Genomic DNA, 15,773 nt, shown 5'->3' with positions numbered 1-15,773 from the left:
ACAACCCGCCACCTCCTGGTGGCTCATTTTACTGAGGATGCCATGCTCGCTGGCCAGCTCGAAATTCAACTGATGGCCGATGTCGCCAGGATCCGCACGGACATGGACCAGGCACGCCGCACGGTCGAGGACAATACGACGCGTATGGCGAAGGCTGCCGACATGGCCAAGACGGCGCTCGGCGCAATTGCCGGCGTCCTGTCGGTCGCGGCGTTTGGCGGAATGATAAAAGGATCGCTCGACACAATCGACAGCCTGACCGATTTGAGCACCCGCACCAGAGTTACTGTCGAAGACTTGGCCGGCTTGAGCTACGGCGCCAAGCTTTCGGGGGCCGATCTTGAAAAAGCCGCGGCTTCGATCACGAAGCTTGCAACGAACATGGGCACCGACGCGGATAAATTCTCAAAGCTGGGCGTTACGGCCAAGGAGCCGATTGAAGCCTTCAAACAGTTCGCCACCGTCTTCAAGAATATCGAAGACCCCCAGCAGCGCGCTGCGCTCGGGGCGGCCGTCCTGGGCAAGTCCTGGCAGGACGCCGCGGTGTTGCTGGACGAGGGCGGAGAAGGAATAGCCGAGTTGGTCAAGCGAGGACAGCAGCTGTCGGGCATCACGACTCAAAGCTCGGCAGACGCGGCTCAGTTCAACGACATGCTGGACGAATTCGGCGCAATTGCGGCCGGCGCGGGCGCGCGCGTTGCGACGGGCCTCCTGCCAATGTTGAATTTGCTTGCCGGGGATCTTCTCAAGACTGCCGAAGGCGCCGAGGACGCCGGCAATTCGTTCAGCCCGCTGATGGAGACGTTCCGCGCCCTGGTCATCCTGGGTGGCAATGTCGCGTTTGTATTTAAAACCATCGGCAATGATATTGGCGGCATCGCCGCGTCCGTCGCATCGCTTGTCGCGCTGGATTTTAAGGCGCTCAAGAACATCGACACGATGATGAAGGAGGACGCAACCAGCGGCCGTGCTTCGTTCGACGCTTGGGAAAAGCGTTGGCTTGAGGTTGGAAAAACAGCCAAGAAAGTGGAGGCTGAAGCGCACCAGAGCAGTGAGGCGGAGCGGAAAGCAGCAGCAGAGAAAACGGCCGCATTCTTGAAGGACGCCGAAATCAAGGCGGCGGCAGAAAAAAAGGTAACAGAAGCAGCCGCACAAGCAAAACGCATCGCTGCCGAGGCGCAACGTGAGCGCGACGCTGCAGCGAAAAAGGCTGCGCAGGAGAGCGCTGCGGCAATAAAGCAAGCGGACGATTTTATCGAAGCGCTGAAAGTGGAGTCCAGGCAAGTCGGCCTGGGCTCCGACCAGCTCAAAATGATGGCGGCGGCGCGCGCGGCAGCAGTAGCGCCCACCGCCGAGCTGCGCACAAAAATCATGGAAGAAGCGCTCGCGCTCGATATCGCCACGAAGGCAGCGAAGGCCAAAGCCGACGCAGACCAGGTTGTGGCCCAGGCTCGCGCCAACTCCGAAAGCGAAGTCGCGGCTATCAACTCCGAAACCGAGGCGCTTTTAACAAAAATCCGGACACACGGCATGCTCCCCGAGGCAATCACGCTCGCGCAAATCGCAGAACTCGAAGCTGCCAAACAGTCGGCCGTCCTTACTGACGAGGGCATTGCCGACATTCAGCGCCGCATCGATGCGCTGAAAGGCCTCGCCGACGCGCAGCTTGGCGCGGGCGCGCTCGGCGATGCGCCTGGACTGACCCAGGCAAAAGAACTGCTTGAAGTGATGGCCGAGATCGACGAGGCCACAAAATCAGCGGCATCAGGCATGGCTGCGTCCTTCGGCAAGGTCGGTTCTGCCATCGGCGGCCTGACCACCGCGCTATCGGGCTACGGCCGCGCCCAGGCTGCGATTGCGGCGCAGTTGGCGGCAGTCAAGGACGACAAGCGCAACAGCCCGGAAACCGTGCTGAAAGCCGAGATCGCGGCCGCCAAGCAGTCCGCACAGGCGCGCGTGAAGTCGTACGGCGATATGGCAACTGCCGCGAAGGGGTTCTTTAAAGTGAACAGCACTGGCTACAAGGTCATGGAAGGCGCAGAGAAGGCGTTTCGCGCGACGGAAATGGCCATGGCTATCGAAGCGATGCTGACCAAGAGCGGCCTGTTGAGGGCTTTCACGGGGCTGTTCGTCACCAGTCGGGCGGCGGAGTCGGCGGCGGACGATGCCGCGACTGGCAAGTCGATCATCAATTCCGGCTTGCGCGCGGCAGCGGATGGGGTTGCTGCATTTGCCAAGACGCTCGCGTCGTTGCCATTCCCGTACAACGTTGCCGCGGGCGCCGCTGTGATCGCGCTGCTCGCCGGCGTCGGCGTGGCCATGTCCGGCGGCGGTGGCGGCGGTGGCGGTGGCATGTCGGCCGCAGAGGTGCAGAAGAAGCAAGGCACCGGTGGCGTGTTCGGCGACAAGGACGCACGGTCCGCATCGATTCAGCGGTCACTCGAAATGCTGGAGGCGAATTCCGGCAACCTGATCCCGATCAACCAGGGGATGCTGACCGCTTTACGCTCGATCGAGGCATCCATGAAAGGGCTGACCAACCTCATCGTGCGCGCGCCCGGCGTGGTTGACGGGTCCAACATGGGGATCCAGACGGGCGTAAAGCAGAACGGCCAGGCGATCGTCAATTCGCAATTACTGGGGAGTAGCATCAATCCGTTGGCCTCGGTGATGCAAAAAGTTGCGTCCTTTATTTTCGGGAAGGTCACAACGACGATTGTGGACAGCGGCATCCAGTTCGGCGGTCGTGTAAATGACCTGCAGGCCGGCGCCGGCTATGAGCAATACGCCAGCGTCGACACGAAGAAAAAGGGCCTGTTCGGTTCATCGACCAACAATACTATGAACACGCAGGCTCTTGATCCCGCGCTCGCCAGTCAGTTTTCGCAGATCTTTACCGACGCCGAAACGGTGCTGGGTAGCGCTGCGGAATCGCTCGGCGTGCGCGTCGAGCACGTGACGGCCACCCTCGATGCGCTGACGATCGATAAGACGAAGCTGTCGTTCAAGGGCTTGAGCGGGGATGCGCTGACCGAGGCGCTGAACGCTGCAATCTCGAAGACGATGGACGACATGGCCGAGGCCGTTTTCCCCGACCTGAATGGTTTCCGCGAGGTCGGCGAGGGGTATGCAGAGACGGTAATCCGGCTCGCATCGAATTCGGCGATTCTGGACTCGGCCCTGTCGTCGATCGGCATGACGTTCGGCGCCACCGGCGTGAGCAGCCTGGCCGCGCGCCAATATCTGATCGACCTGGCGGGAGGTATTGACGCGCTGTCGGAGCAGGCATCCGGCTTCGCCAACAACTACCTGACGGAGGCGGAGCGCCTGGCACCGGTTCAGCGGCAGGTCACCGAGCAGATGGCCGCGCTCGGCATGGCCGGAGTCACAACCCGGGATCAGTTCAAGGAAGTCGTGCTTGGCCTCGACCTGAACACCGCGAAGGGCGCCGAGACCTACACGGGCCTGATGGCGTTGCAGGAAGCTTTTGCCCTGGTCACACCGGGTGCGAAGGATATGGCAGCGGTGTTCGAGGAGCGGGCCGGCCTGCAGGAAGAATACGACGCGACCACGATGACGTCCGCGCAGCTGCTTGCAAAGCAACGGGACGCGCTTGACGAGAGCAACCGCGCCCTGTTTGACAGCGTTGTTGCAGCGCAGGCGGCCAAGGACGCAAACGAAGCCACGGCAGCATCGATGAGGTCGTACGCGGAGCAGATCGCCACCTTGGAGCAAGCCAGCATGACGCTGGAGCAGCGGCGCGCTGCGGAGATTGCAGGCCTCGACGCAACGGTGGCCCCGCTCGCCAGGCAGCTGCACGCCATGCAGGACCAGGCAACGGCAGCGAAGGAAGCGGCTGCCGTGCTTGACAGTGCTGCTGTATCCGCTCGTGCCATCGTCACGGAACGGGCGGGTCTTGAGCGAGAAATGATGCAGCTGCAGGGCGACACGGCAGGATTGCGCAAACTGGAACTCGACGCGCTCAATCCTGCAAACAAGGCCTTGAAGGAAGCAATTTTTGCCATCCAGGACAAGAACGCAGCGGATGCGCTTGCGGCCAAGTCAGCGGCGGATGCCCTCAAGCTTGCCCAGGATGCCGCGAAGGAGCAACAGGATATTGCTGACGACGCCAGGCGCGCCGCTGAACAGATCCAGAGCGCCTACCGGGCAATTACCGAGTCGATCTTTGATGAGGTCGCGCGCGTTCGCGGAATGCTGAACGAAAACACGCCGGCATCGATAGCCGATGCGCAGGCTGCATTTTCGATCAAAACGGCGCAGGCGCGCGCGGGGGACCAGGAGGCGGCAAAGCTCCTGCCCCAGCTTTCGAAATCGTTACTCGACCTTTCCGAGGCCAACGCGCTGACAGCGATGGACCGCGACCGCGTCCGCGCACAGACGATGGGTAGTCTGATCGACACCGGGAACATCTTGTCGCGCATGTTCGGCCTCGAACCCTCCGTGTTCGCGGCCGGCGCGGCTGCGAGCACGCCGGCGCCGGCGGTGCCTGGCCAGCCATACGTGCAGAACGTGGCAGTTCAGGGCGGTGATACCAGAGGGCTGGAAGTGGTGGTCGAGCGCTTGACCGCGCAGGTCGCCGCCCAGCAGACGGTGCTCAACAGGATTGCGTCGAACACGCAGCGGTCTGCCGACACGCAGGACCGACTGTCCGATGGCGGCGTCGCCGTACGCACGAAAGAGGTGCCAGCGTGAGCGCCGCCGATTTCTGGCTGATCCGGCCGGTTGCCATCACCGACGCCATGCTGATCAGCAGCACGGTGCCCGAGGGGCTGGCGCAAGAGTATTCGTCTGGTTCCACATACGTCCTGGGCGCCGTCGTTGGTGTAAGCACGGGAACGAAGCAGGCCGTCTATCAGGGGCTCCTGGCGAGCAATGTTGGACACGCTCCTGCCACCTCGCCAACCTGGTGGAAGCCGCTGGGGACAGTCTACGCGCCCTACAGCGCGGGCACCTCCTACGGCCTAGGCGATGTGGTGTCGAGCATTTCGGCCAACGTGCACGACCTATACGAATCCCAGGCGGCGGGCAACTTGGGCAACGCGCTCACCGACAAGGCCAAGTGGCTGCGCAAAAGCGCGACGAATCGCTGGAATGCGTTCGACAAGGCGCTGAACAGCCGAACCGTCGTGCCGAACTCGATCAGCTTCGTCATAGCGCCCGGCCTGGTCAACACCGTTACCCTGCTCAACGTCGAGGGCGCCAGCGCGACCATCACGCAGTCGGGCACCGGGTACACGCGCACGCAAAGCCTGGTGCGGCATCACGTCCTGAACTGGTATGACTTCTACTACGAGGTTCCGATCAGGGTCGGTGATGTGGTGTTCGATGGCGTGCCGCCCTACGCAGCGTCGTCGCTGACAATCACGATCGAGAACGCTGGACTCGATGCCGCGATAGGCGGGTGCTTCGTTGGAAAGTCGCGGACGATCGGCACCACGCAATGGGGCGTGACCGGCGGGACGCTCAGCTACTCCACGGTCGACACCGATAAATTCGGCAACGTGACCATCTTCAAGCGCGCGAACGCCAAGCGCCTCAATTTCGAGGTTCGCATACCGGATGGCTTTGAAGACGAGGCGCACCGGCTGCTTACTGAATACACCGATGTCGAGCTGATCGTCATCGGCTCTACGAAATATTCAATGACCTATGCCTACGGTTACATCGACCAGTGGGAAGTGCCGATTTCAAACAGTGGCCAGAACGCGCCGATTTCATTCCGAGGACTGATATGACAATAACCCAAGTGATCACCGCGCTGCCACCGGCGCCGAACCCGCTCACGGACACCCCGGCCGTGTTCAGCGAGAAGGCAGCGGCATCCGTAGCGGCGCAGCAGGGTCTTCCGCCCGAGATCAATGCCTGGCGCGTTCAGGCGAATGCATTGGAAGCGAACGTCAACGCGAAGGAGTCCGCAGCGAGCGCAGCGAAGACGGCGGCGGAAACAGCGCGCGACGCCGCGCTCGGGTACAAAAATACGGCACAACTCGCCGCCGATGCCTCCATGAGTTACAGGGACCAAGCCCAATCTTGGGCGGGAGCGGCAGCAGGCAGCGCGGCGACGGCAAGCAGCATCGTTGCCTTCGTCGACACGAATTCGATCGCGAAAGGAAGTATTGACGCGTCGAAGCAGGTTCGCTTCGAGTGCGACGCGCTGATTCCACCGGGCACAGTTATTCCGTTGACTGTGCCAGCGGCCGGGGGGACCCTCGCGCTGCTGTCCGATCTACAGGAACTTACACGGGCGATGACCTTCTACGACAACGGCACGAGCACTGCGGTGGCCTATGCGAACGGTGGCACCCAGCGTGTGGCACCGGCGTCGGGCGCGAAGACGATGAGCTTCACGGGCTGGCCGGCCAGCGGCAAGCAGGCGGTGCAATTTCTTGAGCTGGTAAATATCGCCCTTGGAGGCAATCCGGCGTGGCCTGCGGGCGCGCGGTTCATCCGGTACGATGGCGTGATCCAGACGACTGCAGCCGCAGCGAATATCACGTGGCAGACAGGCGGCACCGATTACGTCATGGTGTCGACGCGCGATGGCGGCACCACGCTCATCGTGTCAGTGCTACGAGGCTGATCATGACGCCTATCGACGCCCGCCGCAGCGGGTTTTACGGGAAGCGCGCGCGCATCCCCATGACCGCAACCTTTACCAGCAGCGGCACATGGACGGCACCCGCATCCACCACAATGGTCGACAGCCTGATCGGCAAAGGGAGCAACGGCGGCGCGGCGCCCCTACTCAGCGCGAGCACGACGGTGGCAACAGTGTTCTGGTACATCGGCAGCGGCGGCTCGAATGCCGGCACCTATGACTGGGCCTCTGCAACAAATTCAGCGATTGCGCAGCGTAACGCGATCAACGCCGGTGGCAACCCGAGCTATACCTTCTACAACATCAGCCAGCATTCAAACAACACGTACACGGTTGCCACTGCTGGCTACTCATTGTCGGGCGTGGTCGCGGGATCAGCCACGATTTCCTACGAATCCGGCTGGCAAACGAGTGGGAATATTTCTGGTGGCGGGTCAAATCAAAACTGGTCGGCCACGGTGAGCTGGAATTACTACGGCTCGCCCACAAACGGCAGCGACAGCACGGCATTCGGCTACACCTTCGCCGGCGGCGTGGGCGGTGGCGTGGCCCCGACATCCACGCATTACAACATTGCCGTCACCCCGGGCAATGGCTACTCGATCGTAGTCCCGCCGGGCGGCTCGGTAACGATCAACTATTACCAGTAGACCGCGCTCTCCCAAACCACGGCCACCTTCGGGTGGCATTTTTTTAAGGCAACGAATGATGAACGATCAAGAGCGCGACGCCATGCTGGTGTCGATCAAGACGGCCTTGTCCGATAACACGCGCAAGACCGAGCAAATCCTGACAGCGTTCCCGTCCGGGGATACCGATGGGCATCGGCGCTACCACGAGGCGGTGATCGAGTGGCGCGAGCTGCGTAACCGGCTGGTGCGCGAGGCCCTGATCAAGGTCACCCAGGCGGGCGCGCTGGCCGGCGCCGGCTGGGTAGCACTGGCGATGTGGCAGACACTGAAGATCACGGTGAAGCAATGAGGCTTATCGACGACTGGCGCCTGGTGCTGCGCAAAGCCTGGAGCGTGAAATTCAACGTGGCGGCCACGCTGTTCGGCGCCGCCGAGGTGGCCGTGGCCATCTGGAAGCCGGAGGGCATGCCGAACGGGGTATTCGCTGGGGGCGCCGCGGCTGTCTCCATTTTCGCAAATGTGTCGCGCCTGATGGCGCAGAAGGAATTACATGGCAACGACAAATAAGGTCCGCATGGGCATCGCCGGGCTGGTGGTGAGCGCCGCAGCGTTCGTGGGCATCCTCACACGTGAGGGCTACAGCGACGGCGTGATCATCCCGACGAAGGGAGACTTTCCCACCATTGGATTCGGCACCACAGGCGGCGTGAAGGCTGGCGACCGCACCACGCCGGTCAAGGCGGCGCAGCGCGCGCTGCTCGATGTCCGGACCTACGAGGGGGCCGTTAAAAGCTGCGTGCGCGCCCCGATGACCCAAGCTGAATACGATGTGTACGTCGACTTGACCTACAACATCGGGTCGACCGCGTTCTGCAGCAGCACCATCGTGAAGCGGCTGAACGTCGGCGACTATCGTGCCGCCTGCGATGCGATCCTGCTGTACCGGTTCGCCGCCGGCTATGACTGCTCGACGCCTGGCAACCGGCGCTGCGCCGGCTTGTGGACAGATCGCCAGCGCTCGCATGCGCAGTGCGTGGCGGCCCAATGAGCGCCCTGGGCGCGCTGGCGGCGGGCGCCCGAACACGAAGTTACCCGCGTTCGCGCTTTTTGCGATGCGAATTACCAAAGAAATCAGTGGGTTACGATCCGCGTGCGCGCTTGTTTTGCTTGGCGTTGGGTTGGTGGTGACCGGCTGTCAGACGCCCCAGCCGGCCGCCACTGTGGTTAAAGTTCCGGTGATGGTCAAATGCGTGTCCGCAGCGCCTGCCCGGCCAACCTTCGCCATCCAGAAGCTCTTGCCCGATGCCAGCGACGGCGAGAAGGTGCTCGCCCTGGCGCGCGACCTGCCCGTGCACCTCAAGTACGAGGCCCAGCTCGAAGCCGTGATTGCGGGGTGTATATGAGCGGCGAAGCCGGCCGCTGATCTTAGGAAGGCACCGGATCGACGGTCCGGACGGGGCGCCCATGCTGGTGAACAGCGCCGACATATTGGTACAGTTCGTATGCTGCGTGGCTGAGTCTTTTCCGTAATTGACGGAACTTCAAAACAAAGGGTGTCAACAGACTCGCCCCATGTATGCGCAGGTACAAGTGACAATTTTTGAGCACATCGAAGCTTAGGGAAGCGCTGATCTATTGACGATTCTGGCTGGCGGTGCAAAGTTTTTGATGCCGCGTTTCTGACGAGCCGCATCGGCGATATCTACACAGTTGAGGCGGCCAATTCTTCCGTTTCAAGGGCGTTTTTCTCGCCCTTTCATTGTCAGGACGGAGTTCGGGTTTCCGAGACCGTAAATTGCCGGCCCGCGAGTATCAAGTTCGCGAAGCCGAACAGGGTGAACAGTTGGGCAGTGTTTTTCTTCAAGCCGCGGTAGCGCGCTTTCCGATGACGAAAGAGGTTCTTGACGACATGGAACGGATGCTCAACTTTGGCCCGCACGCTTGCCTTCAAGTGCTCCAGCTTTTCCGTCATGCGGCCGAGTTTGTTGGCAGGCAGCGCCTTGCGTTTGGTTCTCTTCATTGCGACGTGCCAAGTCACTTTCGTTTCAAGATTCTCTTCGCGTTTTTCAACGCCCTGGTATCCCGCATCGCCCAGTACCGCCACTTCATCGCCGTGCAGCAATGCATGTGCCTGCGTCACATCAGCCACATTGGCGGCAGTGGCCACCACCGTGTGTACCAGTCCCGACTTCGCGTCAACACCAATATGCGCTTTGAGCCCGAAGTGCCAGTCGTTCCCCTTCTTCGTCTGGTGCATTTCGGGATCACGTTTTTTGTCCTTGTTCTTGGTCGATGGCGGCGCCGCTATCAGCGTGGCGTCCACAATCGTGCCTTCGCGCATCATCAAACCCTGGGCCGCCAAATGCCCGTTGATCGTTTCGAAGATCTTGCGTGTGAGCTCGTTCTTCTCCAGCAAGCGGCGAAATTTCAACAGCGTCGTGGCGTCCGGCGCCTGCTCGCGACTGAGGTCGATACCGACGAAGCCACGAATCGCCTGGCTGTCATAGACCGCGTCCTCGATCCCCTCATCGGACAAACCGAAGCACTGCTGGACCACGTACATCCGCAACATGCGCGCCAAGCCGATCGGCGGGCGGCCAGCACCTACAACCTTGGGATAGAACGGTTCGATCAGCGCATGCAACTGCGACCATGGCGTCACACTGTCTATCTTTGCCAGGAACACGTCACGACGTGTCAACTTCTTCTTGGCGGCGTATTCGAGATCGGAAAAACTCTTCTGCATGATCGATTGAGCGGTCGTGGAGGCGCTGTTATTGTCTCAGGTATCGCCCGAGCCCGGCATGGTGTTGGATGAATAAATCAGTGCTTCCTTAGGAACTTACACGGCCGTCAGCGGCGGCACTTGAGCTAACACCGGTTGTAAAATAACAACTTTATGAAATAAATATTATTGATATAAAAATGTGTTGTGGTGCTATGAGATAATTCATGACTTTAAAAAAAATCAAGGGCATGAGATGGCTTTCCCGTTCGCAGACGTTTCATTTTTATCGCGGCTATCACCCCAGCGCATTTTTTCATCGTTGATGACTGCAATTCTTTTATGCGTCACACTCAATGCGCGGGCCGTTGAGTATAAGCCTGATTCTTTTGGGCCATACAAATATGTCATGTCATCAGCAAAACGGTTTCTGGATGAGGCTGGGGCTATAAATAACATAATTACGATAATGGCAGCCGGGCCAGACAAATATGTTTGTAAATTCACTTTGGTGCCTGACCCGTCCTCAAAATACGCCGCTATAGAGAGCCGCGCGCTTCGCACCACTGTGGAACGCAGGCGCTTTGTGGCGACCGAATATTATATGAATAACGGGGCCTGCACCTCGACGAACGTATACTCCGCTTCACTTGACCGCGAGCAACTCGTATGCAGCTCAGCGGAAAACCTGCGCTACTCCGATAAAGACGACGACTGCGTCTCGGTGACCCCAGTGAAAAAAGCAGACTCGGACGGCAAGAACGTTGGTGCGTGTCCATGCGACGACGCGCCGACCGTCGGCGAACCGATTCAGCCGACAACGGGCAACATGTGGCATGCCATCTCGGACTACCAACCGTCGAAGGCTGCAGGTAACTTGATACTAAATCGTATTTACAATAGCACTCCTGTCTATCCGGATCCCATGACGATTCGTGGATTTGGCGTGCGTTGGACGCATTCATATAACAAATCGCTCAGGGCGGAGCAGAATTACGTCGCTGGGGCACCCGGCGATTGCTGGCTCTTTAACAGCGATGGCTCACTGGAGTGCTCGTCCGGATTTCCCAGCCGGGAACCAATTCCAGGCAGGGTATCTGTCACCCATCCAGATGGAAAACAAATTCTGTTCACCCGTTCCGCCACCACTGGCAATTACACAAGTACCGCCGATGTGAGCGATAAGCTCTCTGCGGTCATGACGGCAGACAACCTTGCCGTAAAAGAGTGGATAATTTTCAGCGCACAGCAGGACCGGAAGGAACGCTTTGACATTAGCGGCTTACTGTTGTCCGTGACGGAACGCGGCGGCCTCAAGCAATTATTCACGTATAGCGATGGTGTGAGTAACAATACGAGCGTCAGCCGTCTTCCAGCAACTGCGCCTGTTTGCGCAGACATACATCCGAACAACGTCCTTCAGGCCGGCCGTTTGCTCTGCGTGACGAATAGTTGGGGACGTCAGATCCAGTTCAGGTACGACGTAAAAGGCCGTATTACCGAAATGCTCGATCCAGCGGGTAAGTCCACTCTTTATGAATACGACGGTACGTCGGGTGGCTGCATTCCCGGCAATGAAACCACGTACGCCTGCAAAGCAAACAATCTGACCAAGGTGACTTATCCCGACGGAAAAAGCCAGACCTATTGGTACAACGAAGCAAGCAAAATCAACGGTGGCGCCATATGTATAAATGCGTTCCAAACAATAGGCAATGGCTTTGGCCCGACTGCTTTTAGTAACCTGATGACTGGCTTGGTGGATGAAAATGAAGAGCGCCATATCAGTTGGACGTATGACTGCTCCGGCAGGGCAACGTCATCGCAACTCGGCGATGGCATCAACAAGGTTACTGTCGCCTATTCAGACAGCCCCGTCCCTTCAGCAAAAGTGACCCACTACCTGGGCCCCAAGGAAAACCCGGTGACGTCGGTAAGTAACTTCGGCAAACAATCTGTGCTTGGCGTTGCCAAAAACACCACCGTTGACGTGCCGTGTGTGGAGTGCGGCACGATTGCTGAACGCAAGTACGACACTGCAGGCAATATCGCAATGAAAAAAGATTTCAACAGCAATTACAGCTGCTTCGAATATGAGGCCGCGCGCAATCTTGAAACGACCCGGGTTGAAGGCGCTCCGACAGCCGCCTGCGCTCCGCTGCTGACCGCGCAAACACTTGCTTCGCCAGTACGTAAAACCACGACAAAATGGCACGCCCAATTTCGCCTGCCGGAAACGATCGCCGAACCCAAGCGTATTACGAAATACCAGTACGAGGCCGTGTCCGGCAATCTACTCTCCAGAACCGAGCAGGCCACGACCGACCCGACCGGTGCGCTGGGAGTGAACGCGCCTTTGACGGGCAGTGCCCGCAAATGGACATATACGTACAACAATGTGGGGCAATTGCTCACCGTGACCGGCCCGCGTACCGACATCGAGGACCTCACCAAGTACGAGTATAAGGAGTCCACCGGCGACTTGGTCAAGGTAATCAACGCTGCCAAGCAGGAGACGGCTTACGAGGAATATGACGCTCACGGCCGTGTTCATACGATTCGCGTGCAAAACGGCCCCACCACAAAGCTGGACTACACCGAACGCGGATGGGTTAAGTCGCAAGCCGTAACGAGTGGTGAGAGCACACTGACCACCTATTACACTTACAAGCCGTCAGGTCAGATCGAGACAGTCACGTTCCCGGACAGGAGCGTGACGAAGTATCTGTACGATGCAGCCCACCGACTCACTTCTGTGGTCAGCGACCGTGACGAGAGCATCATTTATACGCTCGATCTCACCGGCAACCGGATCAAGGAAGAAGTGCGCGACCCTAACGGCAACCTGGCGCGCCAGATTACCCGTACCTATGACATTACCGGCCGTCTGACGAGCCAAACCGGAGCTGCACAATGACCCGCCGTACCTTAAGCCATTTGACGTCCGGCGCATTAATTGTTGTCATGACTTATACCCCGCTGCTGGGTGCTTATACGGGCACGCTCGCATCTGCGCAGTCGGTACCGGCAGCGCCCACCAGTTACAAGTACGACCTGGTCGGCAACCTGAAGGAGGTTACCGCCCCGTTGGGACGCGTAACGACTCATACTTATGATTCATTCAATCGATTGAAGCAGGTGGAACAGCCGCTGACCAACGGCTCCCGCCCGACCATCAAGTATGGATACGACGGCATCGACCAGGTGGCGACGGTGACCGATCCGCGCAACCTGGAGACGCGTTACTCCGTCGACGGGCTGGGTAACCGCAACGAGTTGGGAAGCCCCGATACGGGCCTCACAAAATCGACCTACGATGCCGCCGGCAATCTGAAGACGAGTATGGACGGCCGCGGTAAAACAAATACATATTTTTATGATGCGCTCAACCGCCTGACCCGGATCGACTATACGGGCACCGTCGGCACGACGTTTGCATACGATGGCGGCGCCACCCCCCTCCCGAATGCACGCGGTAAAATGACGCTGATGACGGATGAATCGGGTTATACGAAGTATACCTATGGCGCATTCGGGCGGCTCGCCACCAAAGCCCAAACCACCACCGGCCTGGGGAGCTACACCAATACGCATACGCTTGCCTATGGTTACGATGTGGACGGTCGGCTGGCGAGCGTAACCTACCCGAGCGGTAACCGCGTTAACTATGGCTACAACCATGCGGGCCAAGTCACCAGCATCACGCTGAACCCGGTAAAAGCCGACGGTACCGGCACGAACATCGACAGCAGCATTGTTTTGCTGAACAATATCACCTACGCACCGTTTGGCGGAACCACCGGCTGGAAATGGGGAAACAGCACGGAAGCGAGCGAAAACAAGCATGTGCGCACCTACGACCTTGATGGCCGGATCAGCAGCTACACCTTGGGAAGCCCTTCGGCGAATGGCGTTGTACGCACGGTCATTTACGATGCTGCCAGCCGCATCAAAGGATACACCCATGTCGGCACAGGAACGGCGCCTAGCCCTGCCAGCCTGAACCAGACCTTTGGCTACGACGAGCTGGATCGCCTGACCAGCTACAGCGGCAACGGCACCAGCCAAACTTACGCCTACGATGCCAGCGGTAATCGCATCAAGGCTGGATTTGGGGCGAACAGCTACACGAACACCATTGATCCTCTTAGTAATAAGCTGAGCGCGACCACCGGCCCGGGGCCGGCCAAAACAAATCAATACGATGGCGCCGGTAATCTGGCCACTGATGGCACGCTCGTCGTCACTTATAACGGGCGGGCTCGGCCATACCGTATCCAGAATGGTACTGTCACGGCCCACCAGCTGTTCAACGGCTTGGAACAGCGTGTATTCCAGACTAACGGCGGTGGTATATTTGTCTATGACGAACAGGGACAGTTGATAGGTGAGTACAACTATGTCAACGGCAAGGCAACGCGCGAAACGGTATACTTGGGCAACCTGCCGGTGGCAGTGCTGACGCAGACAGTGACGGGTACGGCACCGGCCCAAAGCACGGCGATTAACGTGTTCCATATTCACCCTGATCATTTGGGAACGCCACGGATGATCACACGTACGCTCGACAACAAGATCGTCTGGCGCTGGGACAATGGTGACCCGTTCGGGCTGACACCGCCGACCGAATATTTCAGCGGATCAGGTACCTTTACATTCAACTTGCGGATGCCAGGTCAGTATTACGATCGAAATACAAACTTGTTTTACAACTACCACCGGGACTATGATCCTCAGACTGGTAGGTACATCCAGAGCGATCCAATCGGCCTGAGAGGTGGAATAAACACTTATGGCTATGCAGAAGGCAACCCTATCAGCAAAATTGATCCAACTGGGCGACTCGCTTTCTTGATTCCTTTAATTCCTTCGGCCGCTTCTATGGTCAACGTAGCCTTCTTTGGCGGAAGTGCGGCAGTCGTCGCATATGGGGCACACAAAGTTGCTCAAGCGAATCGGGTAGCCGCAAATGATGGGTTTATCTGCAAGCCAGACGAGCCCTGCTTGGCAAGTCAAAAATCGCTTAATGCAGAACGAAATGGCTTGCTTGATTTCATCGGGGTTACACCCGCCACTGATGTGGAAACTCTAGTTGCTATCAATAACTTAATTATTAACTTTAATAGAAATGTGGCGGCTCATAATAAAACTTGCCCTCATCTGCCCGTCATGCCACTCCCACTTACACCCACTGGGACGTATCGGTAAGAAAACCATTTTATAGTGGAGATAAGTAGATGCCCTATTTTGCAATCTGTTTGAACGACGAGCCGCGGATGATCATCGGTGGCGATGATCTAGATATTCTCTCCATTGGAGTAATAAGTGTGCAGGACTCAACCAAAGCATATCTACAAGTAACAAGTATGAACAAGGTAACAGCGGAACATCAGACCTTATTTTCCCGGCATTTGGAGCGCGGTGAATCTCTAGCGGTAGTATTTCAACACACGAACATGACGGTGGGAAATATCACCACCCTTAATACTGTCGCAAAAAATACATGTCTTGAATCGCGCAATAAACTCAGAGGACGAGTTGGTTTTATGGTCAAATTACATAGTTCAGAGCGACTGATCGCAAACGTTGATGATGATTCGATGCTTCATGTGGCAGCAAACTGGGTTAGTGCGAAGAATCAGTGCCTTTTTGAAATGGCCTGCATTCGCATGACCAGTGACGGACAGAACCAAATGCTTTTGGAACATGAGATTTTAGATGACAAACCTTTCACCATTCAAGTCATATGAGGCGAAGTCGTCCCGATGTCAGTACACGGGGGGACTCATGTGGGAGG

General features: G+C 58.3%; 12 protein-coding genes. 11 read left to right on the top strand and 1 reads right to left on the bottom strand.

What is annotated here, in order from left to right; genetic code table 11:
- Nucleotides 1–42: 42 nt before the first annotated feature.
- From CR152_RS32075 to CR152_RS32040, 8 genes are all read left to right on the top strand, one after another.
- Nucleotides 43–4,713 carry a coiled-coil domain-containing protein gene (locus tag CR152_RS32075; protein ID WP_099881809.1) on the top strand — a complete coding sequence of 1,557 codons (4,671 nt, stop codon included), beginning with the start codon at nucleotides 43–45 and terminating at the stop codon, nucleotides 4,711–4,713.
- The gene (locus CR152_RS32070; RefSeq protein ID WP_099875063.1) at nucleotides 4,710–5,756 is read left to right on the top strand and encodes a hypothetical protein; all 1,047 of its coding nucleotides are present in this window, start codon (nucleotides 4,710–4,712) and stop codon (nucleotides 5,754–5,756) included. The genes CR152_RS32075 and CR152_RS32070 overlap by 4 nt, the downstream gene beginning before the upstream one ends.
- Nucleotides 5,753–6,601, top strand: coding sequence for a hypothetical protein (locus CR152_RS32065; RefSeq protein ID WP_099875064.1), 849 nt, complete (start codon nucleotides 5,753–5,755; stop codon nucleotides 6,599–6,601). Before CR152_RS32070 ends, CR152_RS32065 begins: the two co-directional genes overlap by 4 nt.
- Before the next feature lie 2 nt (nucleotides 6,602–6,603).
- Nucleotides 6,604–7,269, top strand: a complete 666-nt coding sequence (locus CR152_RS32060) for a hypothetical protein (protein ID WP_099881807.1) — start codon at nucleotides 6,604–6,606, stop codon at nucleotides 7,267–7,269.
- Between the two features lie 55 nt (nucleotides 7,270–7,324).
- Nucleotides 7,325–7,600, top strand: a complete 276-nt coding sequence (locus tag CR152_RS32055) for a hypothetical protein (protein WP_099881806.1) — start codon at nucleotides 7,325–7,327, stop codon at nucleotides 7,598–7,600.
- Nucleotides 7,597–7,818, top strand: coding sequence for a DUF7940 domain-containing protein (locus tag CR152_RS32050; protein ID WP_099881804.1), 222 nt, complete (start codon nucleotides 7,597–7,599; stop codon nucleotides 7,816–7,818). Before CR152_RS32055 ends, CR152_RS32050 begins: the two co-directional genes overlap by 4 nt.
- Nucleotides 7,802–8,299, top strand: a complete 498-nt coding sequence (locus tag CR152_RS32045; RefSeq protein ID WP_099881802.1) for a lysozyme — start codon at nucleotides 7,802–7,804, stop codon at nucleotides 8,297–8,299. The genes CR152_RS32050 and CR152_RS32045 overlap by 17 nt, the downstream gene beginning before the upstream one ends.
- 187 nt (nucleotides 8,300–8,486) lie before the next feature.
- Nucleotides 8,487–8,654, top strand: coding sequence for a hypothetical protein (locus tag CR152_RS32040; RefSeq protein WP_229413750.1), 168 nt, complete (start codon nucleotides 8,487–8,489; stop codon nucleotides 8,652–8,654).
- Nucleotides 8,655–9,013: 359 nt separating this feature from the next.
- Here the strand turns inward: CR152_RS32040 and CR152_RS32035 are convergent, their stop codons facing one another.
- The gene (locus CR152_RS32035) at nucleotides 9,014–9,997 is read right to left on the bottom strand and encodes an IS5 family transposase (protein ID WP_099874165.1); all 984 of its coding nucleotides are present in this window, start codon (nucleotides 9,995–9,997) and stop codon (nucleotides 9,014–9,016) included.
- A gap of 235 nt (nucleotides 9,998–10,232) precedes the next feature.
- Here CR152_RS32035 and CR152_RS32030 point away from each other — a divergent pair, with 235 nt between their 5' ends.
- Genes CR152_RS32030 through CR152_RS33500 form a run of 3 tightly spaced genes read left to right on the top strand, consistent with a single transcriptional unit; the run spans nucleotide 10,233 to nucleotide 15,726 of the window.
- Nucleotides 10,233–12,893: a DUF6531 domain-containing protein gene (locus CR152_RS32030; RefSeq protein ID WP_099881800.1), complete on the top strand. Its 2,661-nt coding sequence runs from the start codon at nucleotides 10,233–10,235 to the stop codon at nucleotides 12,891–12,893.
- Entirely contained in the window at nucleotides 12,890–15,184 is a 2,295-nt protein-coding gene (locus tag CR152_RS32025; RefSeq protein WP_099881798.1) for an RHS repeat-associated core domain-containing protein, read from the top strand. The genes CR152_RS32030 and CR152_RS32025 overlap by 4 nt, the downstream gene beginning before the upstream one ends.
- 29 nt (nucleotides 15,185–15,213) lie before the next feature.
- A complete protein-coding gene (locus tag CR152_RS33500; protein WP_157778868.1) occupies nucleotides 15,214–15,726 on the top strand; it encodes a hypothetical protein in 513 nt (170 codons plus the stop codon).
- Nucleotides 15,727–15,773: the final 47 nt, after the last annotated feature.

Source organism: Massilia violaceinigra (assembly GCF_002752675.1).
Lineage (GTDB): Bacteria > Pseudomonadota > Gammaproteobacteria > Burkholderiales > Burkholderiaceae_D > Telluria_A > Telluria_A violaceinigra.
Note: the sequence above shows the minus strand (reverse complement) of the source record. Positions and strands in the feature narration are given on the sequence as shown.